Here is a 24,583-nt window from a genome sequence, read left to right on the forward strand (position 1 = left end):
ATGCTAAAATTGTGTTACAACAATGGAAGCAGGGGATACTATGGATTTCGCAATATTTTTTATGATTGGCGTTGTCGGCAATGTCATCGGAACGCTCGTCGGTGGTGGAGGGCTCATCAGTTTGCCAACGATGTTATTAATGGGGATGCCCGTCCATTCCGCAATTGGCGCAAATAAAGTATCCAATACAATTAGTTCATTATCGAGCTTTTTAGTGATTTTTAGACGTAAAGAAGTAACGATGAAAGAAGCGGGAGCTGTCCTCATCTTTTGTCTAGTCGGCGGAATTCTCGGTGGACTTGTCGCTTCTTTACTTAGTGGTGAAGTGTTGATGATGATTGCGATCGTCCTACTAAGCTTCGCATTCATTATGTCCTTTATTAATGCGGGCAATTTTGATGGAACGAATATTTTTAAGGCGAATAAGAAAACAGGTGCTGCATTAGTCGGAATCGGCATGTATGATGGCATGTTCGGCCCTGGAAGCAGCACGCTTGCGATGTATGTGTATGCAAGTCAAAAAATCGCATATATTCGCGCAATCGGTTTAGCTAGAGTAGGGGTTTTCGCAAGTTGTTTTGGATCGGCTATTACATATATTGCGACAGGGAAAATTCATTGGCCACTAACAATCGCATTAATGACTGGTGCAATTATTGGGGCTCAAATCGGTGTAAGAATCGCCCGTAAGTTAAAAACGAAACATATAAAGCCGCTGCTACGACTTGTCACCATCTTATTAATTGTACAAATGATCATTGATCATTGATTATTTTGCATAACAAGAATGGCTAAACGAAAAAAGAAAGGACTAAGGCATAAAAGCCAAAGTCCTAGGAAGTAATAATTTTGATATAGTGAGCCATTTCAATCTTATAGAGAAGAATTGAGATTTTCTTCACGTGTTTTTTTTCGATTAATTAATGCAATTACACAAACGCCTATAAAAAAATAAATTGATTAAGAAAAATCCAATGAGAATATTCACAACTGGATTGGAATACTCAGGGAAATAGGCAAAGTATTGAGCGATTGCTAGACCGGACCATTGATAAAGACCGAAAAATCTAAGAAAAGAATCATAAGGGAAGTAAAGTAAGATTAATGCCCATATTCCAGTAAGCCATATTAATTTATTACGCGTATAGTATTGTAGTATTAATAGAATGAGTAACCCGATGCCACTGATTACAAAATAAAGTGCTACTCTTGGTTTAACTGAAAAATCATCTGTATCCGATTCAATAATACCAGCTGTAACATAAAGTACGTACCACATAATAATATTAGCTATAATGGCTGTATTTCTAAGGTGGAAAATGGGAAGAAAAGTACCTATTTTCTGAGTAGATTGATTCGATTTAACTCGGCTAGACGAAAAATGTTGTTGAGTATAGATGAGCTTTGTAGTATCGCTTGAATCCAAAGTGTTTTCATTCTCTTGATTAAGCGTATTCGGTAATTTGATGCCACAATTACCACAGAAATTTGCGTCACTGATCAGTTTAGCTCCGCAATTATAACAAAAATTCATTTATTTTAAACTCTGAAAAAATATAAATAATGTATGAAATTGATAAATCCTTCATTTATTTATGAAAACTATAATGAATGTATTTACAAAAAAGGTATAGATGTATAATAATGGTTAACCTCCGTGAAATATAGCAGCATTGGCAACACAAAGTCTGAAGAGCGAAAGGAGAGAATGATGAGCAAAACAAATTATATAGAATTATATATCCTTTCTGGTGTATTAATCGTTGTAGGAATTCTATTAATGTTTAAAAGTTATAGTATGGGCGTAGAAATTAGTGATGAGTGGTTAGCAAACAGAGAAGATGATATTGGAGATACAGTTAAATACATGAGTTTGGGGCAGTTCTATCAAAATAATTTCGTCTTTATCGGGCGCACTCTTTTTGTCTTTGGTTTAGTCGTATCGATCGTGACATTTTTTGTTTCGAATTTAACGAAAGATAAGGCAGAACAATAAATGAAGATCATCCTTCGTGAATTGCTTTATTGACGGTGAGCGTGTAAAATAATCATAGTCTATTTAAGTGATCGAAGAAGGTGAAAGAGAATGGGGAAGTATCAATTAGATTCAAAAGGGCATGCTGCAGTGAATAAGTATCATGAGAAAAACATACCAGCACAAGATGATAAAAAACAACGTCTTGCAAAGTTACGTGAAGAAATATTAAAGAAAAAACAATCAAAAAAATAAATAAATCCAAATGAAAAAATCGCTTCCCATAATAGGAGAGCGATTTTTTTGTATTATTTTTTCACTAAACCGTCGTGAATTTGAGTTAAGTTCCATTCCATCATATCGTAGTAGCTATCGCCTTCTTCACCTTGTTCTGAAATAGAGTCAGTGAAGATTTTCGCATGAATTGGAATATTTGTTTCTTTAGAAATCATTTTCATAGGGCGATCATCTACACTACTTTCAACAAATAAGGCAGGGACTTCTGTTTTACGAAGTTGATCGACTAGATTTTTGATTTGGTTCGGTGTTCCTTCTTCTTCTGTGTTGATTTCCCAAATGTAAGCTGATGGGATGTCATATGCTTTCGAGAAGTATTTGAAACAACCTTCACTCGTTACGATCATTTTTTGAGCTTTTGGAATATCAGCAAATTTTTCTGTTGCTTCAGCGTTTAATTTCGCAAGTTTTGCAGTGTATTCTTTTACATTTTTTTCGTAAGTTTCTTTATTAGCAGGGTCTTTTGCGATTAATTGAGTCGCGATGTTGTTGGCATAAATAATGCCGTTATCAAGATTTAACCATGCGTGAGGATCTTCTTTACCTTGGCCTTTTTTACCTTCTAAATAAAGTGGTTCTACACCTTTACTCACCGCAAAGTAATCTTTACCATCTTCTTTTTTCGCATTGTTCATTAATTTTGTGAACCAAGCATCTCCGCCTGTTTCAAGGTTTAAACCGTTATAGAAAATCAAATCTGCATCTGTGGATCTTTTAATATCTTCTGGTAACACTTCATAATCATGTGGATCTTTACCGACTGGTACGATACTATGTAGCTCAATTTTGTCACCTGCGATATTTTTCGTCAGATCCCAGAGGATTGAATTGGTTACAACAACTTGTAATTTTCCTGAAGCTGCTTCTTTTTTGTCGCCACATGCTACTAGGAAAATCGATAATGCGAGTAGTAAGCTCATGAAGACTGTTGTTTTTTTGGTCATTCTCATGCTTTTAGTACCTTCTTCCGTAAATGAATTTGTTTTGGTGAAACTAAGAAACTAATTAAAAAGATAGATGTTGAAGTAAGTACGATTGTCGAACCTACCGCAATATTGAATGAGTAACCGATGAACAGTCCGATTATAGATGAAAATGCTCCAAGGAAGGCGGACAGTACAATCATTTTACTCAAACTTTTCGTATATAAATAAGCAGTGGCTGCAGGAGTGATTAACATGGCAACAATTAGAATTGTACCAACACTTTGCATCGCACTTACTGCAACAACAGTTAGAAGTGCCATCAATAAGTAGTGATAAGCATTAACTTTTACACCGAATGCTTTTGCCATATTCGGGTCGAATGATGTAAGTAATAATGGTTTGAAGAAGATGACTACGACTAGAATAACGATCGCAGATACGATGATTGTTAGCCATTTATCAAAATCTTGAACAGCTAGGACATTCCCAAATAAAATGTGGAAAAGGTCTGTAGAACTGTTTGCGACACCGATTAGAATAACACCAAGTGCTAAAAATGAACTGAATGTAATACCGATTGCTGTGTCACTTTTGATCTTACTATTATTAGAAATGAATGTGATGATAATAGAAGCAAAAAGTCCGAATACGATTGCACCAACGAAGAAGTTGATACTTAAAATGTATGAAATTGCGACACCTGGTAATACAGCGTGTGAGATGGCGTCACCCATAAGTGACATCCCTCTTAATATGATGAAACAGCCGACAACACCAGCGACAATGCCGATGACAGTTGCTGTAACTAATGCGTTTTGTAGGAACTCGTAATCAACAAGTCCGTTTATGAAATTTGAAATCATTTATAACACTCCTAACCCTAAAGCTGCGCCATATGTGCCAATGATATTGCTTTGGACGAATGTTTCTTTCGTTGGACCATAGGCGATTAATTTTTTATCCATCATGATGATTTCGTCGAAGTAATGATCAACTTTTCCTAAATCATGGTGGACAATCATAATCATTTTGCCTTCATCTCGGAAGCTTCTTAAAATATCCATGATGATTTTTTCAGATGTTGCATCAATACCGACGAATGGCTCATCTAGGAAGATCAAGCTTGCTTCTTGTACAAGTGTTCGAGCGATTAGTACACGCTGGAATTGACCACCTGATAATTCGCCGATTTGACGGTTTTTATATTCGACCATTTTCACTTTTTCAAGTGCTGCGTCGACTTGTTGCCAATGTTTTTTCGTTAATTTTTGCATTAAGCGTAGTTTTGGATAAAGTCCAAGTGATACACATTCGCGTACTGTAATGGGGAATGTATAGTCGATGGCACTTTTTTGCTCTACATATGCGACTTCTTTTTGCATTTTTTTGAGTGGTTGTCCTCGGAAGAACAGCTCACCTTTACTCGGAATTAGTTTTAACATTCCTTTTATTAATGTTGATTTACCTGCGCCGTTAGGTCCTAAAATACCGACAAGTGCAGGACGATCAATTGAAAATGATACATGGTCAACAACGTTAGTGATGCCATCATAGGATACTTCGATGTCTTTTACTTCTAGCACTTTCCTTCATCCCTTTCTTTTCTCTTAAGGCAATTAACATTCCCTTGTATAAATTTCTTTCCCTCGGGAAACTTTATTCTTATGATACACTTTCTCAGTTAAGTTGTAAACCCTCTAAAACTGACAAAATGCAAAAATATCCATATAATGAAATGTATATATTAATAGGTAGAGGAGCGTGATTTTTTATGAAAACTATTTTTGAAAAAGATGGTTTTTCAGAAGTTTTAGAACGTCTTGACCGCTTATCGCCACAATCGCAAGCAAAATGGGGGAGTATGAATGTTGCGCAAATGCTCGCTCATTGTAATGCATTTCAAGATATACCGATGCAAAAAACGCAGAGTGAACTTGATTTCATTGGTCGTTTCGTTGGTCCGTTTATTCGACCGATGATGTATAATGACAAACCTTTACCACATGACTTGTCGACGATTGCTTCGATCAAAATGACGGATGAGAAAAATTTTGACGTTGAAAAAATTACGCTTAAATCAAAATTACAGGAGTTTTATGAAGCAGGGCCAAATTCATGTGATGGAGTTATTCATCCATTTTTCGGAAAATTAACGGGAGAGCAATGGGGAAAAGGGGTATATAAACATTTAGATCATCATTTTCAGCAATTCGGTGTATAAAAATAATTGGGTGGTGTAATTCATGGTTCATGATGGCAATATTATGTTTGCGGTACTTATTTTATCTTTCATCTTATTAATGCTATTACTAGAAAAGCATATAAAGCTTTCGCAATCGGAGGGTACAATTACTTTACCCAAAATTGCTGCACCTACAACAATTGTTGTACTTTTTATGCTTAATTTCTTTTTATCGCTCAATTGGCAAAAACCAAGTGAAAGAGAGTGGATTTTACTAGTTGGTTTCATGATCATTGCTGTTCTCTTTATTTTGAACTTAGTTATTCGATCGAAAATACGAAAAAAAGTAGGAATCGTGGCAAAATAATTGCCTGATTCCTACTTTTCCTTAGTTCATTTCATATCGATTTTCTGGGACAGCTTCCAATAAAGGTGTTACGGATCCAACAGAATGAATTTGCAACGCATGCATGGCGCGTGTACATACAGTGTAGAAAGTTTTGCGAAGTGAATCGTCCGCATATACTTCAGTAGAAGCGTTGTAGACAATTACTGCGTCGAATTCAATCCCTTTCGACAAGTAAGAAGGGATAACAACAGTGCCGACTTCATACTCTGAAGTACTTTGCTTCACTCTTTTAATATTTGGAATATTAGATAATGCTTCATAAGCTTCCACACATTCCTCATCTGAAAGACAAATTACGGCAATGCTTTGGTAGCCGTGATTTTGGAAGTCGTGAATTTGCTTTGAAAGAGCATCATGTAGAGCTTTTTTCGATGTGTGCGTTGTCACGACTGGACGTGAACCTGCTCGATTGAAAGAGACAATTGATTCACCATTCGGCACGATGCTTTTCGTGAATTCGATAATTTCCTTCGTTGAGCGGTAACTGCGCTGAATATTGACGACAGCCGTTTCATCCTCGCCATACAATGAAGTAAGCGACATGAAGTCATTTGTATCTTTCGCATGGGCGAAAATGGCTTGATTGAAGTCGCCAAGAACTGTCATATTCGCAGCAGGGAAGAGACGCTTTAAAAATTCAAATTGGAAAGCAGAATAATCCTGTGCTTCATCAATTAGTAAATGTCTAATTTGGCGATTTGTTTGGAATCCTTTCATCAATTCTTGCATGAAAAGGAATGGAGTTGCATCCTCATAATACAATTCATCCAGATCCATTTTTCTGAAAGTATCGATGCGAATTTCTGACCAAAGTGTTAGATTATCTTGAACGAGCCAGTCAAATAGATGGCGATAAATTGTTTTTGAATCAATGAAATCGACATTATTGACTTTTTTACGTAGTTTATTCATTTTTCTTTTCACTAAGTAAATCGCTAAATCTCGATGTGTTAAATCGTATTCATCATATTCAGAAGGTCTATAACCTTTTTTCTTCGCCATGATCTTATGGATTTTCGTGAAGCGGTCATCTGAAATTAATTCAATTTCATCGAGGATCCAATCTGATTTAATCGCTTTTTTCTCCGTTTCTTTCAACAGTTTTAAAATCGATTCCTTTAGTAAATCAAGGCGATTGTGAAGCTTCATACCAAGATTTTCACTATAAAATTGATTGTATAATTGCTCTTTCGTCATAATGACTTCACCATTGAAATTGAGATCATGGAATAGCATGCCTTCTTCACTTAATGACACGAAATAACGTTCCATCGCTTCGAAATAGGCAGGGGAAGCTTTATATTTAATCGCTTGAAGTCTTTGCCCATAGCCTTCTTGATTTTTCGCAGTTAAAATAAATTCAAGTTGATCATACGGGTTTTCTAGCTTCATTTCGTCACCAAGGCGATGCTCCAAATAATCTTGGAAAGTCACTTGCTGCATATTTTCCTCACCAAGTTCAGGCAAGACATTCGACACATAGCTATTAAACATCGTATTCGGCGAGAATAGAATGATTTGATCTGCTGTCATCGATTCACGGTATTTATATAGTAGGTATGCAACACGTTGAAGTGCGGCAGAAGTCTTCCCAGATCCAGCAGAGCCGTGAACGATCAGAAGTCGACTACCTGTATGGCGAATAATTTTATTTTGTTCTTGTTGAATTGTTGCGACAATACTATGCATTTTTTTGTCGGTACTTTGACCAAGCACTTGTTGTAATACTTCATCGCCAATCGTGACAGAAGCATCGAACATTGTCTGTAATTGGCCATCACGAATCATATATTGGATTTTCTTCTCCAATTGACCGGTTATTTTTTTGTGAGAAGGGGTGCGGTAGTAAGTCGGCCCAATTTCAGATTCATAGTAAATGCTCGAAATCGGTGCGCGCCAATCATATATTAGAATTTCATCATTTGCTTCGTCAGTTAAAGTGGCAATGCCAATGTAAATTTCATCCGTTGTTTTTTCGCGATCTTCACGAAAATCGATTCGACCAAAATACGGATTATCCTTCATTTTTCTAAGTTTCGAACTTTTCTTATTCGCATGGCGATGCATACTTTGGTTCACCGCAAGCGCTTGCGTTTCTTGACGTAAGCCAATCATCGTTTCAAGGTAGTCATCGAAGCTTTCGACATTTACTTTTACTTCATCCCAGAAATATTTCTGAATGTTATTCCGTTCATTTTTTAATTGTGATGATTCTCCAACTAGTTGTTGTAGTTCATTATTGATCGTTTGAATTACTTCTGTGATCCGTTGTTGCTCTCGTTGAAATGCTGCATCCAAATGGATCGCCCCTTTGACTATTTGATGTTTGACAAAATTTGATTTGTACTGTATTATTTAAAATAAGGAATACTATACGATTTCTTCTATAAATGCGTATAGCTAATATAATATACCATGAATAAAGTATTGTCGCAATCATATTGATGGTTGACGACGTTTTTTTATGCCTTTTTTTAATTAATAATGAGAATCATTTTCATTGACAATGCATTAATATGTTTAGTACGCTTAATACATACATAGTGAAAGGGAGTTTTAACATGATTGTACAAATGAGAAGATTCACCGTAACAGAAGGCAATGGCCATTTAATGGTTGAAAAATTTACAAAAGGTGGCGGCTTAGTTGAACAACAACCAGGCTTCATCGACAAAACTGTTTTAGAGAAAAAAGTACGCCGTGGCGAAGAAGAAGTCATTATGCTTGTTCGCTGGGAATCAGAAGAAGCATGGAAAGCATGGGAGAAAAGTCCGGAACATATCGCCGGACATCGCGAAAACCGTGGCAAGCCAAAACCAGACCATGTGTTGAATGTTGAAGTAACGATGTATGAAGTGAAATAATGAATTAAGTCTAGGTATATGTGCAAACTAATTACCGCTCAATCGTGGTTTCGTTTTTTTAAAAAGTCTAAAACCCCAAAAAACCCGTAGCCGAAAAATTTCAGCTACGGGTTCATTTTATTAGTAAGGGTTCGTTCCTAGAATAGTTGCTTGTTTTACGTAGATACGGTTTGGAAGAGTTAATTGGTTGACGATTACTTCAGCCAAATCTTCTGGTTGCATCATACGTGCTTCTTTCGCTTCATCTACCAGTCCAGAGTTACGCGCTAAATCCGTTACAACTGTACTTGGAGCAAGTGCAGTCACACGAATATTATTGCGACGAACTTCCTGTGCTAATGATTCGGTTAAACCAATCATCCCAAATTTCGCTGCAGAGTAGGCAGTAGAAGTAGCGGCACCGTTTAAGCCATTTGTAGAAGAAATATTGATGATGTCGCCTTCATTTTTCTCAATCATTTGAGGAAGTACTGCATGTGTTACATGGTAAGTACCGAAAAGGCTTGTATCAACGATTTTCTTCCAAGTAGTAGGATCTTGTTCGACTAATTTGCCGAAACCACCCATACCCGCATTATTAATTAAAATATCTGCTTTGCCGTTTTCAGAAGTTAATTGTTCGATGGCACGATTTACTTCTTCAAAACTTGTAACATCAGCAGTAGCAAATGCAGCTTGACCGCCATTCGCTTTGATTTTTTCAGCAACAGCTTTTACTTCAGTTTCTGTACGAGATAGAAGTCCAACTGTAACACCTTCAGCTGCTAGTGCTTCAGCAACAGCGCGACCGATTCCACGGCCAGCTCCTGTTACGACAGCTACTTTACCTTTTAGAGATTGTGGCATTTAAATCATTCCTTTCTTATTTCTTCTATATTATAAAGGAATTTAAGTTCTGTATAAAGAAATGTGCATTAGACAGACTGTTTCAAAGATTCCACGAAATGCCCAATACGTTTTATGGACTCTTGTAATTGTTCAAATGAAGCGGCGTACGAACAGCGGATATGTCCTTCACCACTCGTACCGAATACATCACCAGGTACTACCGCAACTTTTTCTTGTTGAAGCAACTGTTCTGCGAATTGCTGTGAAGTTAAGCCTGTTGATGCGATCGAAGGGAAAGCATAAAATGCTCCACCCGGATTATGGCAAGTAAGGCCCATATCATTAAATGATTGAACGATGTAATTACGACGACGACGATAACTTTTGACCATTTCATCTACTTCTGGACGACCATTACGAAGCGCTTCAATTGCCGCGTATTGAGACATAGTTGATGCACACATTAATTGATATTGAAAAATCTTCAGCATTGCTTCTGCAATAGGTTCAGGCGCACAGACGAATCCTAGTCGCCATCCAGTCATTGCGAAGCCTTTAGAGAAGCCTGACACGAGAATCGTACGCTCTTGCATCCCATCGATTGCAGCCATACTCGTATATTCTTCATCATATGCAAGTTCAGCATAGATTTCATCGGCAATTACGAGTACATCATGTTTGATGGCATACTGAGCGATTGCTTGTAGTTCAGATTTATTCAGCATTGTGCCAGTCGGATTATTCGGAGAACAGAGCATGATTGCTTTCGTTCGAGGAGTCGTGACATCTTCAAGTTGTTCTGCAGTAATTTTAAAATCATTTTCTTTCAAAGCTTGGACTGTCACTGCTTTACCACCTGCTAAAGTAACCATTGGTACATAGGATACGAAGCAAGGCTCGACGACGATCACTTCTTCGCCAGGATCTAAAATTGTGCGCATCGCAATATCAATTGCTGAACTTGCGCCTACAGTGACGATGACTTCATTATGCGCGTCATATCGAACGCCAAATCGCTGATTCATATAATGAGTGATTTCTTGGCGAAGCTCTAATAGACCAGCATTAGGTGTATAGGCTGTGTAACCAAGTTCAAGTGAGCGAATCGCTTCCTCACGAACATGCCAAGGTGTGACGAAATCGGGTTCACCAACACCGAGCGAGATCACGCCTTCCATACTTGCAGCAAGGTCGAAAAATTTTCGAATGCCAGAAGGTTGTAAGTCGTTCACCATTTTTGATACATAGGAATTGCGTGTGGAGATCATTAAGGTGACACCACGATTCTTTGGTCTGTGTTGCCAACTTCTAAAATTGTTCCATCATGCTTGTATTTTTTAAGGATGAAATGAGTAGTAGTTGAGATGACTGAATCAAGTGTTGAAAGTTTCTGTGAGACGAAATTTGCTACTTCATTCATTGAATTGCCTTCGACGATTACAGAAAGGTCATAAACACCTGACATTAAGTAAACAGATTGCACTTTGTCGAAGCGGTAAATGCGTTCTGCGATATCGTCGAAACCTACGCCTTGTTTTGGTGTTACTTTAACATCAATCATTGCGCGCACTCCAGGGTGTTCCTCTACTTTTGTCCAATCGACAAGTGAGATATATCGTACAAGGATTTTTTCATCCTCCAATTTTTTAACGGAAGCAGTCGTTTCTTCAAGAGAGAGGCCGACCATTTTGGCAACGTCTTCTAAAGGCATACGTGCATCTTTTTCTAAAATTTCAATGATTTCGATTTGCTGAGAGCTAAGTTTCATATAAAATCTCCTATTCTATTTAGTTACTTTTTAAATTATATAAGATTTTTACTTATATTTATAGAAAAAAACGAATACTTTTTATTTTGAAAATATTTACATCTTTAAACCTCGAAAAATGGGGAAATTTAACGAAACTCGTATTTCATAAATAAATCGTGTAAAATAGAATCATTGTAAAATTTAGGGAATGTAAGGGGTGTTGAAGTGCCGATTTATCATAAACTAGTGCGTGATCGCATATTAGATATTTTAGAATCGAAAAACTTAACATATTCAGCGAAAGTATTGAGTGATGCGAATTTCGAGCAGGCAATTAAGGCGAAATTCAATGAGGAAATAATTGAGTATCAGCAAACGGATTCGACAGAGGATGCGCTCGAAGAACTTGTCGACTTATTAGAATTAGTTTATGCCGCTGCAAGCATACATAATACGACACCTCAGCAATTAGAGTTACTGCGCCAAGATAAGGTTCAACGTAAAGGCGCGTTTGAGAATAGACATTATTTGATTGAGGTTGAGGATTGATGGAGAAGGAAGAGAAAGTAAGATATTCAAGATTAAAAATTGGTGAAAGAAAGGAAGGATTCTTAAAAGAAGACCAGATTTGGCAACATATTCATAGCTTTTTTTATCATGGGAAAAATTCAAGTACATATAAGTTCGGCTTTTTTAAGGCATTATTAGAAACTGTATCAGACGTCAATGTACATAATGAATTAACTTTTGACCAAGTGTTTAGACCTTTCACTAAAATTTATTGGAATTTAGTTGTACATCATAAACTTTGGCAATCAAATAATACAAATAGAATGGCGAGTGTTCAAAGGGTGATTGAGGAGTTTCATCAGAAATATGAAATCCCTGACGAGTGGAACTTTGACCGTATTGAAACAGCTCAACAAGATCAACTAATTCGTAAAGTAAAACAAGCTGGTAAAATCAATGTAATTGGAGCGATGTTTGGAGATTTTGATGAAAGCATCTATTCCTTTAATATAAAGGAAGAAAAAATTACAATGAACGAATTATATGTTGATTTCTTTTTGAAATTTAAAAGAATTTTAAAAGATATTAATAACTATCAGTTAGCGATGTTTTTAGAGAAATATAATGAAGCTGAGAAAGTGAGTAATTTACTTTCAACCGTAGAGTTAGTATCTCAAAGAAAATCATTGAAAGAATTTGAGAATATTTTAAGACAAGCTGGCGTACATAGTTGTTTTTATTGCGGGAAAGAGTTGAAAAACAATGCCCATGTCGATCACTTTATTCCATGGAGTTATATACAAAATGATCGTTTATGGAATTTTGTATTGGCGTGCCAAAGTTGCAATTCTAAAAAGAGCAATAAATTAGCGCCACAAGAAGCGGTCGATCGCATTATCGCACGAAATGAACTGATGGTTTGCGAAGAAAAATATTCATCTTATTTCACAAATTATGATGAAGAAAAAATATTAACAAGCTATCGCTACTCTGAAGCAAATGGCTTTAAGCATTTATAACAAACAGGAGTGAATCCTTTGAATTTAGAAATTAAAACATTTATTCGCATCCATCCAGAAAGAGAGGAGTTAGATGTTGATCAAGAATATCCGGGCTATATAGAGATGAAAGGTCTGGAAGATGAAGGTGTCTTCAATTTTGAGTTTGGGCGTTCGGGTGGGTATCCTTCGGGGAAAGTGGTATTTTATGTAGATGGGCAGCCGCTTCATTTTAACGCGGATGTGTGGGAATTGTATCCTTTTTGGGAGGATTTGATTAAAGAATTAAGAACAGTTGATCGCTCGATTGAGAAAAGTAATGTGCATGTACACTACGCGAGCGACTTAATTTCTGATCAGTTTACGATTCGATATTTTCATCATCAGAATAAAATGCAATTACTGTTCAAAAATCAGGATTTCCATTATTCAACGGATGTATTAGGCGAATTCATAATAATCGACTTCAAAAAAGCGATATTACAAGGTTTTTTAGATTTCATGTGGCATACGAATTTAAATTTCGAAATCATCACGCATGATTCAAATGAAGATGAAATTGAATTTGAGCGATTGCGCGAAGAGGAGAAGGGGGTCAGTGAATTATATAATTGTCGCTATATTTTCCAACAATTTATGAAGGAAGCATATCGGCAAAAAAGCTATAATCTCGATCAACTTATTCAGTTCGATTTTGATTCAGGATTCCGATTTTCAAAATTAGTATATGATTTAGGGGATTAAAAATTAAAAACACCTTTGACCAAGTAGTCATTTTTTTGACTAACTGTTCAAAAAAGGTGTTTTTTTTCATAATTCAGACCGCCATTAAAAACATTTTTTGTTAAATAAAATGTAAAATACTCTAGACTATGTACCTTTTTTGTTGATTCGTGTTCACACAATTATCACTTGTTTCCGAGTTATTCTATTCTTATTACAAGTATGCTACACTATGATAAGGATATTTTTCATAAAAGAAAACGTATTAAAATATAACATTTTGACTTGTTGTTGCGTTAAAGTGTTAGCGGATACATTTTCGGCAAATTTAAGTATATAAGGATGGTAAATATGAGTAACAAACAAACTTCAACTGACGTTATTTTAGTTGGCGCTGGTATTATGAGTGCTACACTAGGTACATTCTTAAAAGAATTAGCACCTGAATGGAACATTAAAGTATTTGAAAAACTTGATAAACCAGGCCTTGAAAGTTCAAACGAATGGAACAATGCTGGTACAGGTCACTCTGCACTATGTGAGCTAAACTACACACCAGAAAAAAATGGTGTAGTAGAAACTACAAAAGCGGTTAATGTCAATGAACAGTTCCAATTATCTCGTCAATTCTGGGCTTATTTAGTAGAGACAGGCGCTATTAAAGATCCATCAGAATTTATTATGCCAATCCCACATTTAAGTATGGTACAAGGTAAAGACAATGTAGAATTCCTTAAAAAACGCTTCGCCGCATTATCTGATATTCACTTATTCGACGGAATGGAATTTTCTGAAGACGAAGAAACATTGAAAAAATGGATTCCATTAATTATGAATGGACGTAAAGATTCTAATCCAATCGCTGCAACACGCATCGCTTCTGGTACAGATGTAAACTTCGGTTCATTAACTCGTATTTTAATGGATAGCCTTGAGAAAAAAGATGGCGTTGAATCAACTTACAATGCAGATGTTCAAAATGTAAAACAAAACGCAGACGGTCTTTGGGAAGTAAAAGTTAAAACTGAAGATGGCAAAATCATTACTCAAACTGCTAAATTTGTATTCTTAGGTGCTGGTGGCGGTAGTCTGCACCTATTACAAAAAACAGGTATTCCTGAAAGTAAACATATCGGTGGATTCCCTGTAAGTGGTCTTTGGTTAGTATGTAATAACCAAGAAGTAGCAAACAAACATCACGGTAAAGTGTATAGTACTGCTGAAGTTGGCGCACCACCAATGTCAGTACCTCACTTAGATACTCGTTATATTGATGGTAAAAAATCATTATTATTCGGACCATTTGCTGGATTCTCTCCAAAATTCTTAAAAACGGGTTCAAATATGGATTTAATTACTTCAATCAAACCGAACAACTTATTCACAATGTTAGCTTGTGGCGCGAAAGAAATGGGCTTAACAAAATATTTAATCCAACAATTAATGTTAAACAAAAAACAACGTATTGAAGAATTACGTAAATTCGTTCCTGAAGCAAAAGACGAGGAATGGGAAATCGTAGTTGCTGGACAACGTGTACAAGTAATTAAAGATACTGAAAAAGGCGGTAAAGGTACGCTTCAATTCGGTACTGAAGTTATTACAGGTGCAAACGGTTCAGTAGCGGCATTACTTGGAGCTTCTCCAGGTGCTTCAACAGCTGTTCAAGTTATGTTAAATGTTATGGCACAATGTTTCCCAGAAGAAATGAAATCTTGGGAACCGAAAATTAAAGAAATGATTCCTTCATACGGTCAAAAACTGATCGATAACGAAGAATTATTCCACGAATTATTTGCAGCAACAGCAAAATCATTAAAACTAGAAGATTAATTATAAGAAAGAGGAGTCGCAAAATGATGCGGCTCCTCTTTTTTGCATTAAAAAAGAAAGAATCCTCATAAACTGTGATTCTTTCCTTCGTGTAACTTATTAAAATGAATGAATGGTTTGATCCAATAACGCAGCAGATTCATGCAAGTCATTTGAAGTAGTCGCCATAGAAGTAATGACAGAAGTTAAGGTCGTCATCTGTTCACCAACAGATTCGATATCTTGAATTGTCTTCATCGTACTTGTCGAGATATGATCAAATGATTGTTTGAGTTGCTCGTTTTGTTTTGTGCCTTCGGATACGAGTTGTTGAATATGGAAAATGGCATCTACAACTTGAATGGTTACTTCATTAGAATCTTCTATTAGAACGCCGATTTTTTCAACGGATGTTTTCGTCTGATCTGCAAGTTTGCGTACTTCTTCAGCTACAACAGCAAAACCTTTTCCGTGTTCTCCAGCTCTAGCAGCTTCGATTGCTGAGTTTAATGCTAATAAATTTGTCTGATTGGCAATTGATTTTACGAGATCAATGACATCTTTCATTTCAACAGAAGATTGATTCAATCCTTTTACCATTGTGGACATTTCAGAAGTTTTCTCGTGAATCAATGAAGTTTGTGAAGTTAGAAACTCCATTTGATTTTTACCATCAATCGAAGCATTTTTCGTATTCAATGATTGTTCGACTGTTTTTTGGACATTGGATTCTACTGCACTCGTATTTTCCACTAATTCTTCCACGGCTTGAGCAGTATTCGTCGCTTGCGCTTCAAGTTCACTCGATACGGAACCCAGTTCTTCTCTCACACGTGCATTCATTTCTTCACGATGCGCAGCCATTAACTCATCAGAGTATAGCTGATATTCTTCTAATACTAATTGTTGTTCAAAACTACATAATTTACCGACAGCATCTGTCATTTTCACTTTTTCTTCGATGGATACATCCAACTCACGAATAATTCTTCTTAATTCAATTTCTAGTTTTTGGAATGCAGCTAAATACCATTTCGGATATAGATTGATCTTTACATGCACTCGAGCAACTGTACTTCTTGCCTTAATAAATTGATCATCAATACGTCCGCAAAACATTTGTTCAATATGTACGCGAAGTGTTTTTCCGAGATGTTCAAATGTTGAATGATCACGAACGATTTGTGTTAGATGGGGCACTCTCTCCAAAGCGCTGTAGAAACTTTTAATAATTGTATTCAATTCAGGAATGATAGCAGCTTGCAAATTGCGAATAATCATTAAATCTTCTTTTTGCAATGAAATCATCTCTAATTGAGTTAAGTAATCTGTGTTTTTAATGAATATTCCGACATTAGAATAGTCAGTTGAATGCGAAATCATCGCTTTTTCTTTTGTTTTAATGAAAAACATCTAGTACACCCCTTATTTGTTTTTAACATCATAGCATAAATATAGGTTAAAAGACATTGTCCAAAAGTGAAACTTTTATGTAAAATTACTCACTAGATATGATAAAAGTCCTTGTGCAATTATTCATGATAATAGATAATACTCAAAAATTATAGGGAAATAAGTATGATTGTAGCAATTTGATCTAAAATCCGACTATTTTTCTTAAAGAATTAAAATTTTTCTTTTAAAAATATCAACTGTACAAATACTAGTACATCACCTTCCGTATACTATGGTTATTAGTTACGAAAGAGGCGAAGGAATTGGAAAGAGTAAAGAAGAGTTGCAAAAAGAGAAGGCATTACTAAAAGTTAGAGAGACCATGATTCAAAAAGAAAAGATGGTGGTTTTAGTACTGATTTTCATATTTGTGATTACGGTAATCGGGAGTTGTGGTGCGATGTTTAAAGCTGTAGATGAAGAATTACAAAAAGGAAGCGTTGGAACAGAGAGGGTAGTTTCTAACGTTGGCGATTCAAATTCGAAAGAAGATCAAGAAAAAGTAGAGAAGAAAATATTGTTGTTATTGATTCAGCAGATGCAAAAGTGGTTATTACAGGATTCTCCACATATAAAGGTGCGATTTTCGGTGAAACAGCGAAATTATTAGTTGAGATTACAAATAAATCGGATCGAGCGATTTCAGTTCATGCAGATCATATTTCTGTCGATGGCGTGATGGCAGATGATGTATCATTCCTTGATGAAACAGTAGCGGCGAAGAAAACGGCTAAAACGGATATTACTTTTGACGAGCTACTTGTAGAGAAGGGCAAAGAAATGCCGAAATTTGAAGAGGCAATTGAAGGTAAATTCACAATTTATGATGATCAATCATATGATACATTAATTGAAAAGCCATTCAATGTAAAACTTAAATAATGATATTTGAAGAAGAATCGGAGATATTCCGATTCTTTTTTTACTTTTTTATAATAATACTACAAGTAATTTTATGGAAAAATAAACGAATGGCAATGAAACGAAATAAATTTTCGAAAGTGTTAAAAAAACAATACACAATGTACAATTTATGTTAAACTGTATTTTATAGAAATACAGAGTGTTTTCTCAGGTGGAATTATAGCACTACTATTTTATATTATATTATTATATTTATTGGGGGGTTTTGAAATGCGCACTTTAATTCAGAAGTGGAATGCGATGAGTCTTGTACTTCGCATTATCATCGGGATCGTTGTCGGTATTCTTTTAGCAGTAGCTTTCCCACAAGCAACATGGTTGTCTATGTTAGGAACATTATTCATAGGTGCATTAAAAGCCGTAGCACCAATTTTAGTATTCGTACTTGTTATGAATGCATTAGCTAGTCACGTTGGTGGCACAAAAACAAATATGAAAACAATCGTTGGTTTATATATCTTCGGTACATTCATTGCTGGGACAGTCGGCGTAATTGCTGCGAAATTATTCCCAGTGAATTTAACACTTAAGCCAAGTGAGACAGAATTAACGCCTCCATCAGGTGTTGGTGAAGTTGTTCAAACATTATTGCAAAATATCGTATCGAATCCAGTAGACGCATTAATCAATGCAAACTACATCGGTATTTTAGCTTGGGCAATCGTTTTAGGTCTTGCACTTAAAGCAGCAAATGATACGACTAAATCTGCCATTTCTAACTTCTCGGATGCAATCTCAAAAGTTGTGCAATGGGTAATTACACTTGCACCAATCGGGATCATCGGGATCATGTTCGATACAATCGTAACAAGTGGTTTTGGCGAACTTAAAAATTATGGTACATTAATCATTATTTTAGTAGGGTGTATGTTCTTTATGGCATTAGTGGTGAACCCATTAATCGTCTGGGTAGTAGCACGTCGTAATCCATACCCACTTGTATTAACTTCATTAAAAGAGAGTGGAATGACAGCGTTCTTCACTCGTAGTTCTGCGGCGAACATTCCTGTAAACATTCGCTTATGTGAAAAATTAGGTTTAGACAAAAATACTTACGCAGTATCAATTCCATTAGGAGCGACAATTAATATGGGTGGTGCGGCAGTAACGATTTCTGTCTTAACAATGGCAGCTGCACATACATTAAATGTCCATGTTGATATGATGACTGCAATCATCTTAATGGTCGTAGTAGCAGTATCAGCAGCGGGTGCTTCAGGTGTATCTGGTGGTTCATTATTATTGATCCCACTAGCTTGTAGCTTAATCGGTATTCCAAACGATATCGCAATGCAAGTTGTTGGTGTTGGTATGATTATTGGTGTAATCCAAGATTCATGCGAAACAGCATTGAACTCATCTTGTGACGTTGTCTTCACGGCAGCAGCAGAGTATGCTAGCGATCGTAAAAATGCATAATAATGATAAACTCGACTTCGGTCGGGTTTATTTTTTTTGAAACATCCATTTCTTTGAGACAAAGTGGTTCTCTTAGTACTTTATTTCATTTACACTTAATGGGATAGATTATTTAAGTACTAACCTAGAACGGAGTGTTCGATTGAATAAATTACATAAAATACTTTTTACTTTCATCGTCGGTTCAATCGGAGGTTTACTATTTTCGATAATCGGAATTCCTGTACCATGGTTACTTGGGCCATTAACTTTCTTATTAATAGGAAGTAGTTTGAAACCAGATTTATTTTACTGGCCTAAAACATATAAAAGTGTTGGGATGGTATTAATCGGTTATACGATTGGTTTGGCGCTTGATGGTGATGCAGTAAAGGAGATTGGTCGTCAATTACCGTATATGTTTGGCATGACGATGTTATTGATTCTATTAAGTGCAGGGATCGCATGGATTGTTGCCAAAATATCGAAAATCAATTATGCGACAGCATTGCTTAGTAGTATTCCTGGAGGTATGACACAGGTAATGGTCATGGCTGAAGAGACGAAAGGCGTGAATTTAACGATTGTTACAGTCACTCAAACAATTCGTCTTATGATGATTGTCATCGGTATGCCTCTCGTACTGACGTTTCTTGGAGCGGATACGACTGGTGGAGCAGTTGAGGATGTTGCGTCTTCATTTAGTTGGCAAACAATCCTCATTTTAGCGATCTGTGTTGCTGCCTCCTTTATAGGAAAGAAAATAAAATTCCCTACAGCATTTCTTCTCGTTCCTGCACTTGTCACAGCATTAGCGCAAGGAGTAGGGATGGAAGCAACAGAACTACCTTCAAGCGTCCTACAGTTTGCTCAATTAGTTATCGGAATCCATATAGGTCTGATGATGAAACCGAAAGAGCTTGAAAATAAGGGAACGACCATTTCTCTAGCTATAATTAGTGCCGCATTATTGTTCATTGTCGCAATGGGGCTAGGTCTGATTTTTGCACAATTAAATGATTTAGACTTACCGACAGCGCTTCTAAGCCTTGCGCCTGGTGGCATGGATCAAATGGGGGCAATTGCCCATGCAGTAGATGCAGAACTCTCGCTCGTAGCGGGATATCAAGTGTTCAGAGCATTCTTTATTCTGTTCTTGATTCAACCATTGCTCGCGTATTTCTTAAAAAGAATGAATTAATAAAAAAACTCGGAAGAATGTAATCGCACATTCTTCCAAGTTTTTATTTTTTGGGGTGCTTTAACAATCGTGCATACTGTCGCATAATTTTCATGGCCCATTCATAGTGACTTGAAGTTGCAGAGATGAAATAAGCGCCAAGTGTAGTAGATTTCGTCCAAGATACTTGGTTTTTTAAGAAAAGTTGGTCATTTGTTAAGGAGTGGATTAACTTCATTATTCGGATATGGGAGTCATTTACAAGGTTTTTCGCATCTTTTAACGATGTACTTTCGTATTTAGCGTGAATCTCCTTGTTGAGTAATGGCGTCGTTCTCCAGTTGTGGTCAGGAGCTGGAATCTCGGGTTTTTCACCACGTTCACCGGTTTCATGCCAATTGAGTAACATCAGATGCCATTCATGGATATGCGTCAGTAAATCACGAATATTGCGATTCATCGTCGGCATCGGGAAGTCGCTTTCCTGTTGTTCAGGCGTGAAGCTTTCGACTAGTTGCATCATTTTTTCAAAGCTGGTTTCCGCATTTTCGATTAAATCTGTTTTATTCTTCGCTCTTGCCAATATTATCGCCTTCTTTCAAAAATTAGGTGGCCAATATACTCAAATTCGCAGTAAGATTCTTTAATGTTAAAATATTTTTAAATAAATTGATGCGGTGTAAATACCGTCATAATTGCACTTTGTGAATGTTTTAACAATAGATTGCCTTGAATCAAGAAAAAAATCAACTCACTTCTATTGGAATTACCGATATAGGGGTGTATAATTCATTATGGAAGTTAAAAATGAAAGAACCTAATAGTGAATTTAAGTTCTATCTGTTGTTTATTTTGAGCTCGAATTTACTTGAATTTCCGATTCGAAAAATTTGATTATTCCTTATTTTTAAGCAATAATCGGCTTTACAGAAAACAATTCAGTTCTTAAGTCTTTTGGGTTTGAAAAAACTGTCAACTTAGTTATTTACTTACTATGTTGCAGGTTCAGCGATTACGTGTCATGATGTAAGAGCGATTCTCGTGTTACATGAATAATCTAACACTTGAAAAGAAGTAATGTTCGGGTTTTCCCGAAAACAGAAATAGCTATTGTAAAGGAGAATTGGATATGTCAGAACAGACTACTCAATCAGTACAACCGGCAGTAAGCCAAGAACAATTAGATGTTTTAGATCAATTATTAAAACCAGAAGTACAAGCATCATTAACTACATTAGTGGATCAGTTACCAAAATTAACTGAAATGATGACTACTTTAACGAAAGCTTATGATGTAGCACAAACTTTAGCTACGGATGATGTTTTCCGCAACGACGCTGTAGGTGCAGTTACAGAAATGGCTCAACCTGTAGTAACTTCAGCTAAATCATTTGCTGCAAATGCAATTGAAGCAAAAGACCGCGCTGCTGAAAGCCAAGAAACAATTGGTTTATTCGGTATGCTAAAACTGTTAAAAGATCCACAAGTACAAGGTATCTTCCGTTTTGCGAACGCTTTCTTAGAAGTTTCAAAAGAAAACAAAGCTTCAAAATAGTTTATGAAATAGCCGAGAACACTCGCTACTTTAGTCGTGTAGATGAATCGGCTTCGGTTGTTTAATATAGCTTCAGCTATATTAAACAACCGATTATAAATAAAATATTGTATACCTTTTTGAAATTTAATGATTACGTATGTTAGCAGAAAGTATACAACAACCGTAGGGACTATGGGGTTAGCTTGGTAAATAAGAGAAACCTCTAGTAGTAAAGAAATACGCTATCAAGTATGCTCTCTTCCCAAGAATCTCGTGACTTTAGTCATGAAAGGTTCAAAACACTTAGTAATATGGAGGTTTAACTATAATGTCAAAAAAAATCGTCATTTTAGGTGCAGGTTATGGCGGCGTGCTATCTGCATTAACTTTACGTCAATTTGCAACTAAAGAAGAAGTAGAAATCACAGTTGTAAACCAATTCCCAACTCACCAAATCATCACTGAACTTCACCGTTTAGCTGGTGGTACAGTTAAAGAACAAGCAATCTCATTCCCATTAACGAAATTATTCAAAGGGAAAGATATCGAGATCAAAATTGCTAAAGCTGATTCATTCTCAGCTGACGAAAAATTCGTTAAATTATCAACTGGTGAATCATTATCATATGATGTATTAATCGTAGGTGTTGGTTCTAAAACTGGATTCTTCGGTATCCCAGGATTAGAAGAAAACTCAATGGTTCTTAAATCAGTTGAAGACGCGAACAAAATTCGTGAACACATCATCGGTCGCATTAAAGCATACGCTAAATCAGGTGACGAAGCAGATGCAACAATCGTAATCGGTGGCGGTGGCTTAACTGGTACTGAACTTGTTGGTGAAATCATCGACAACATGACTAAAGAAGCTATCAAATATGGTGTTCAACCAAGAGATCTTAAAGTTAAACTTGTAGAAGCAGGTCCAAAAATCTTACCAGTACTACCTCAAGATTTAATCGACCGTGCTACTAAATCTTTAACAGATCGTGGCGTTGAATTCCTAACAGGTCTTCCAGTAACAGGAGTTGAAGGTAACGTAATCTCACTTAAAGATGGTCAAACTATCACAGCCAACACGCTTGTTTGGACTGGTGGCGTAGCTCAATACCCTATGGTAGAAGAGTCAGGTCTAGTTTGTAACCGTGGTAAAGCAGTAGTAAATGATTTCCTACAATCAGATTCACATAAAGATGTATTCGTAGTAGGTGACGCAGCAGCAGCATACGCTCCTGGCGCTAACAAAGAAACGGATCGTCCTTACCCACCAACAGCACAAAATGCTTGGCAAATGGGTGAATTAGTAGGTTACAACGTATTCGCTTACTTAAATGGTCGCGAAATGAACGAGTTTGCTCCAGTTAATTCTGGTACATTAGCTTCACTTGGTCGTAAAGACGGCGTAGCTACTGTAGGTGCTAGTAACACTGAACTAAGAGGTCTTGCTGCAACACTTATGAAGGAAGCTTCAAACGTTCGTTACTTATCACACATCAAAGCTCTTTACGGATTAGTATACTAAGCCTTAATGTAGCAAAAGAGGATCGCATATGCGATCCTCTTTTTTGATGTATGTATGTCGACTTGGAAGGGGATTACCAAGCCGACGCTATTGGGGATGAACACACTCATTTCCCCTATAAGGGAATTTCTAATAACTATTTTCCCGAAAATTGATTTGCTAAACATCTTTTATAAGAATATTTAAGTCTTAAATAAAAAACATAGACTATTGATTCTCAATGGAAATGTCCTATGGTACACTACTATTGACAAAAGGAGCGTGGCACAATTGAAGAAAAAAGAAGTGAAATTTCTAAGTAAAAATGTCGTCATGTTTCCAGGGATGTATGATCGACTTTTAACAGAAGCTCATAGTGCTGCAGAAGAGTTGGATTATTCAACTGCAGTTGAAAAGTTTTCTGAAGCATTTAAGTGTGGAGATGGCGATGAGCATTCATTAGCTGTATTCGCGTATTCATTGTATGAATTAAGAATGTTTGAAGAAGCTAGGGAAGTAGCGGAGACGCTTTTAGCATTAGGCCCTGATCGATATATCGAAGCGATGGAATTATATTTGTCGATTTGTATGGAATTAAGAGACTTTCATCATGTCAATAAACTCGTAAGTTCTTTATTAGAAGAAAATATTGTCCCAGAACCATCAATCGAAAAATTCCAAAGTATTTTAAATTTAAGTGAAAAACTAACAGGCTTGTCAGAAGAAGCGGTGACAGTTGAAACACCTTCTAATGAAATGTTCGAGTTAGACATGTTTAAATCCCTACCTATCTATACGCAAATGCAACATGTATCTATGTTAGAAAATATGAATATTAGACCAATTGTCGAAGAAATTATTGCAATAATCGAAGATATGGATTTACATCCGATTATTCGTAGTGTAGCTTTATATATGTTAGTAGTCCAACAAGTGGAATGCGAGGTTCAAGTTGAGAAATTTGGTCATTCCGAGTCGGTGAATACTTCAAAACTAGCTTTTCCAGAAGAATTGCCAGTCACGAAGGAAGTTTTATCGTTAATCGAGGACCTTTTATTAAAAGAAAGCAGTATGTATGAAGTAGCGAAACCTATGATTACAAGACATATTTTAGCATCCTACCCATTTGAGTGGTTTGGCCATGAGCCGAATGAAGTAGCGCAAGGATATGTTGACTTTATTCATATGATTTTTGGACAGTCAAATCCTGAAATGAATGAAATGATTTCTATAATTGAAGATCTCGAAGTAAATTCTCACTTACCAGAAGTATGAAATTTGTTGAAACTATGTAGAACTATGATATACTAAAAC

The 24,583-nt window shown here is 36.3% G+C and carries 27 protein-coding genes; 17 read left to right on the plus strand and 10 right to left on the minus strand.

Annotated features, from left to right (window positions below; all coding sequences use genetic code 11):
* Nucleotides 1-40: 40 nt before the first annotated feature.
* On the plus strand, nucleotides 41-769 hold the full coding sequence (locus DF281_RS00055; protein ID WP_109348209.1) for a sulfite exporter TauE/SafE family protein: 729 nt from the start codon (nucleotides 41-43) through the stop codon (nucleotides 767-769).
* A gap of 147 nt (nucleotides 770-916) precedes the next feature.
* On the opposite strand, the gene DF281_RS00060 is transcribed toward DF281_RS00055, so the two are convergent.
* A complete protein-coding gene (locus tag DF281_RS00060) occupies nucleotides 917-1,534 on the minus strand; it encodes a zinc ribbon domain-containing protein (RefSeq protein WP_109348210.1) in 618 nt (205 codons plus the stop codon).
* Nucleotides 1,535-1,711: 177 nt separating this feature from the next.
* Between DF281_RS00060 and DF281_RS00065 the strand changes: the two genes are divergently transcribed.
* Nucleotides 1,712-1,996: a hypothetical protein gene (locus DF281_RS00065; protein ID WP_109348211.1), complete on the plus strand. Its 285-nt coding sequence runs from the start codon at nucleotides 1,712-1,714 to the stop codon at nucleotides 1,994-1,996.
* Between the two features lie 90 nt (nucleotides 1,997-2,086).
* Complete coding sequence (locus DF281_RS14635) at nucleotides 2,087-2,230, plus strand: hypothetical protein (protein ID WP_166636029.1); 144 nt, start codon at nucleotides 2,087-2,089, stop codon at nucleotides 2,228-2,230.
* 53 nt (nucleotides 2,231-2,283) lie between these two features.
* Here the strand turns inward: DF281_RS14635 and DF281_RS00070 are convergent, their stop codons facing one another.
* The 3 genes from DF281_RS00070 to DF281_RS00080 are packed head-to-tail and all read right to left on the minus strand — an operon-like array spanning nucleotide 2,284 to nucleotide 4,781.
* The gene (locus DF281_RS00070) at nucleotides 2,284-3,222 is read right to left on the minus strand and encodes a metal ABC transporter substrate-binding protein (RefSeq protein ID WP_370447840.1); all 939 of its coding nucleotides are present in this window, start codon (nucleotides 3,220-3,222) and stop codon (nucleotides 2,284-2,286) included.
* Nucleotides 3,219-4,061, minus strand: a complete 843-nt coding sequence (locus tag DF281_RS00075; protein WP_109348212.1) for a metal ABC transporter permease — start codon at nucleotides 4,059-4,061, stop codon at nucleotides 3,219-3,221. Before DF281_RS00075 ends, DF281_RS00070 begins: the two co-directional genes overlap by 4 nt.
* Nucleotides 4,062-4,781, minus strand: coding sequence for a metal ABC transporter ATP-binding protein (locus DF281_RS00080; protein ID WP_109348213.1), 720 nt, complete (start codon nucleotides 4,779-4,781; stop codon nucleotides 4,062-4,064).
* Nucleotides 4,782-4,969: 188 nt separating this feature from the next.
* Between DF281_RS00080 and DF281_RS00085 the strand changes: the two genes are divergently transcribed.
* Both DF281_RS00085 and DF281_RS00090 read left to right on the plus strand, forming a co-directional pair.
* On the plus strand, nucleotides 4,970-5,419 hold the full coding sequence (locus DF281_RS00085; RefSeq protein WP_109348214.1) for a DUF1569 domain-containing protein: 450 nt from the start codon (nucleotides 4,970-4,972) through the stop codon (nucleotides 5,417-5,419).
* 22 nt (nucleotides 5,420-5,441) lie between these two features.
* Complete coding sequence (locus DF281_RS00090; RefSeq protein WP_109348215.1) at nucleotides 5,442-5,747, plus strand: hypothetical protein; 306 nt, start codon at nucleotides 5,442-5,444, stop codon at nucleotides 5,745-5,747.
* 21 nt (nucleotides 5,748-5,768) lie between these two features.
* Here the strand turns inward: DF281_RS00090 and helD are convergent, their stop codons facing one another.
* Nucleotides 5,769-8,087: an RNA polymerase recycling motor HelD gene (helD, locus tag DF281_RS00095; RefSeq protein WP_109348216.1), complete on the minus strand. Its 2,319-nt coding sequence runs from the start codon at nucleotides 8,085-8,087 to the stop codon at nucleotides 5,769-5,771.
* A 263-nt stretch (nucleotides 8,088-8,350) separates the two neighbouring features.
* On the opposite strand from helD, the gene DF281_RS00100 reads away from it, so the two are divergent.
* The gene (locus DF281_RS00100) at nucleotides 8,351-8,653 is read left to right on the plus strand and encodes an antibiotic biosynthesis monooxygenase family protein (protein ID WP_109348217.1); all 303 of its coding nucleotides are present in this window, start codon (nucleotides 8,351-8,353) and stop codon (nucleotides 8,651-8,653) included.
* A 120-nt stretch (nucleotides 8,654-8,773) separates the two neighbouring features.
* On the opposite strand, the gene DF281_RS00105 is transcribed toward DF281_RS00100, so the two are convergent.
* The 3 genes from DF281_RS00105 to DF281_RS00115 all read right to left on the minus strand — a co-directional run bounded on the left by DF281_RS00105 (nucleotide 8,774) and on the right by DF281_RS00115 (nucleotide 11,249).
* Complete coding sequence (locus DF281_RS00105; RefSeq protein WP_109348218.1) at nucleotides 8,774-9,499, minus strand: 3-ketoacyl-ACP reductase; 726 nt, start codon at nucleotides 9,497-9,499, stop codon at nucleotides 8,774-8,776.
* Between the two features lie 68 nt (nucleotides 9,500-9,567).
* The gene (locus DF281_RS00110) at nucleotides 9,568-10,749 is read right to left on the minus strand and encodes an aminotransferase (RefSeq protein WP_109348219.1); all 1,182 of its coding nucleotides are present in this window, start codon (nucleotides 10,747-10,749) and stop codon (nucleotides 9,568-9,570) included.
* Nucleotides 10,749-11,249, minus strand: a complete 501-nt coding sequence (locus tag DF281_RS00115) for an Lrp/AsnC family transcriptional regulator (RefSeq protein WP_109348220.1) — start codon at nucleotides 11,247-11,249, stop codon at nucleotides 10,749-10,751. Before DF281_RS00115 ends, DF281_RS00110 begins: the two co-directional genes overlap by 1 nt.
* 207 nt (nucleotides 11,250-11,456) lie before the next feature.
* On the opposite strand from DF281_RS00115, the gene DF281_RS00120 reads away from it, so the two are divergent.
* From DF281_RS00120 to mqo, 4 genes are all read left to right on the plus strand, one after another.
* The gene (locus tag DF281_RS00120) at nucleotides 11,457-11,780 is read left to right on the plus strand and encodes a nucleoside triphosphate pyrophosphohydrolase (protein WP_109348221.1); all 324 of its coding nucleotides are present in this window, start codon (nucleotides 11,457-11,459) and stop codon (nucleotides 11,778-11,780) included.
* Nucleotides 11,780-12,760: an HNH endonuclease gene (locus DF281_RS00125; protein WP_109348222.1), complete on the plus strand. Its 981-nt coding sequence runs from the start codon at nucleotides 11,780-11,782 to the stop codon at nucleotides 12,758-12,760. The genes DF281_RS00120 and DF281_RS00125 overlap by 1 nt, the downstream gene beginning before the upstream one ends.
* A gap of 9 nt (nucleotides 12,761-12,769) precedes the next feature.
* Nucleotides 12,770-13,483, plus strand: a complete 714-nt coding sequence (locus DF281_RS00130; RefSeq protein ID WP_240605490.1) for a hypothetical protein — start codon at nucleotides 12,770-12,772, stop codon at nucleotides 13,481-13,483.
* A gap of 330 nt (nucleotides 13,484-13,813) precedes the next feature.
* On the plus strand, nucleotides 13,814-15,295 hold the full coding sequence (mqo, locus tag DF281_RS00135) for a malate dehydrogenase (quinone) (RefSeq protein WP_109348224.1): 1,482 nt from the start codon (nucleotides 13,814-13,816) through the stop codon (nucleotides 15,293-15,295).
* Nucleotides 15,296-15,394: 99 nt separating this feature from the next.
* On the opposite strand, the gene DF281_RS00140 is transcribed toward mqo, so the two are convergent.
* Nucleotides 15,395-16,687: a globin-coupled sensor protein gene (locus DF281_RS00140; protein WP_109348225.1), complete on the minus strand. Its 1,293-nt coding sequence runs from the start codon at nucleotides 16,685-16,687 to the stop codon at nucleotides 15,395-15,397.
* Nucleotides 16,688-17,012: 325 nt separating this feature from the next.
* Here DF281_RS00140 and DF281_RS00145 point away from each other — a divergent pair, with 325 nt between their 5' ends.
* From DF281_RS00145 to DF281_RS00160, 4 genes are all read left to right on the plus strand, one after another.
* Nucleotides 17,013-17,339, plus strand: a complete 327-nt coding sequence (locus DF281_RS00145) for a hypothetical protein (protein ID WP_109348226.1) — start codon at nucleotides 17,013-17,015, stop codon at nucleotides 17,337-17,339.
* On the plus strand, nucleotides 17,276-17,611 hold the full coding sequence (locus DF281_RS00150; protein WP_109348227.1) for a hypothetical protein: 336 nt from the start codon (nucleotides 17,276-17,278) through the stop codon (nucleotides 17,609-17,611). Before DF281_RS00145 ends, DF281_RS00150 begins: the two co-directional genes overlap by 64 nt.
* Nucleotides 17,612-17,863: 252 nt before the next feature.
* Entirely contained in the window at nucleotides 17,864-19,072 is a 1,209-nt protein-coding gene (gene sstT / locus DF281_RS00155; protein WP_109348228.1) for a serine/threonine transporter SstT, read from the plus strand.
* 142 nt (nucleotides 19,073-19,214) lie between these two features.
* A complete protein-coding gene (locus DF281_RS00160) occupies nucleotides 19,215-20,252 on the plus strand; it encodes an AbrB family transcriptional regulator (RefSeq protein ID WP_166636030.1) in 1,038 nt (345 codons plus the stop codon).
* 43 nt (nucleotides 20,253-20,295) lie between these two features.
* Here the strand turns inward: DF281_RS00160 and DF281_RS00165 are convergent, their stop codons facing one another.
* Nucleotides 20,296-20,814: a ClbS/DfsB family four-helix bundle protein gene (locus tag DF281_RS00165; RefSeq protein WP_166636031.1), complete on the minus strand. Its 519-nt coding sequence runs from the start codon at nucleotides 20,812-20,814 to the stop codon at nucleotides 20,296-20,298.
* A gap of 546 nt (nucleotides 20,815-21,360) precedes the next feature.
* On the opposite strand from DF281_RS00165, the gene DF281_RS00170 reads away from it, so the two are divergent.
* The 3 genes from DF281_RS00170 to DF281_RS00180 all read left to right on the plus strand — a co-directional run bounded on the left by DF281_RS00170 (nucleotide 21,361) and on the right by DF281_RS00180 (nucleotide 24,544).
* Entirely contained in the window at nucleotides 21,361-21,786 is a 426-nt protein-coding gene (locus DF281_RS00170) for a DUF1641 domain-containing protein (RefSeq protein ID WP_109348231.1), read from the plus strand.
* A 310-nt stretch (nucleotides 21,787-22,096) separates the two neighbouring features.
* Nucleotides 22,097-23,290, plus strand: coding sequence for an NAD(P)/FAD-dependent oxidoreductase (locus DF281_RS00175; protein ID WP_109348232.1), 1,194 nt, complete (start codon nucleotides 22,097-22,099; stop codon nucleotides 23,288-23,290).
* A 270-nt stretch (nucleotides 23,291-23,560) separates the two neighbouring features.
* A complete protein-coding gene (locus DF281_RS00180) occupies nucleotides 23,561-24,544 on the plus strand; it encodes a tetratricopeptide repeat protein (RefSeq protein ID WP_109348233.1) in 984 nt (327 codons plus the stop codon).
* The last annotated feature ends 39 nt before the right edge of the window (nucleotides 24,545-24,583 follow it).

This window comes from Kurthia zopfii, from assembly GCF_003143955.1.
Lineage (GTDB): Bacteria > Bacillota > Bacilli > Bacillales_A > Planococcaceae > Kurthia > Kurthia zopfii.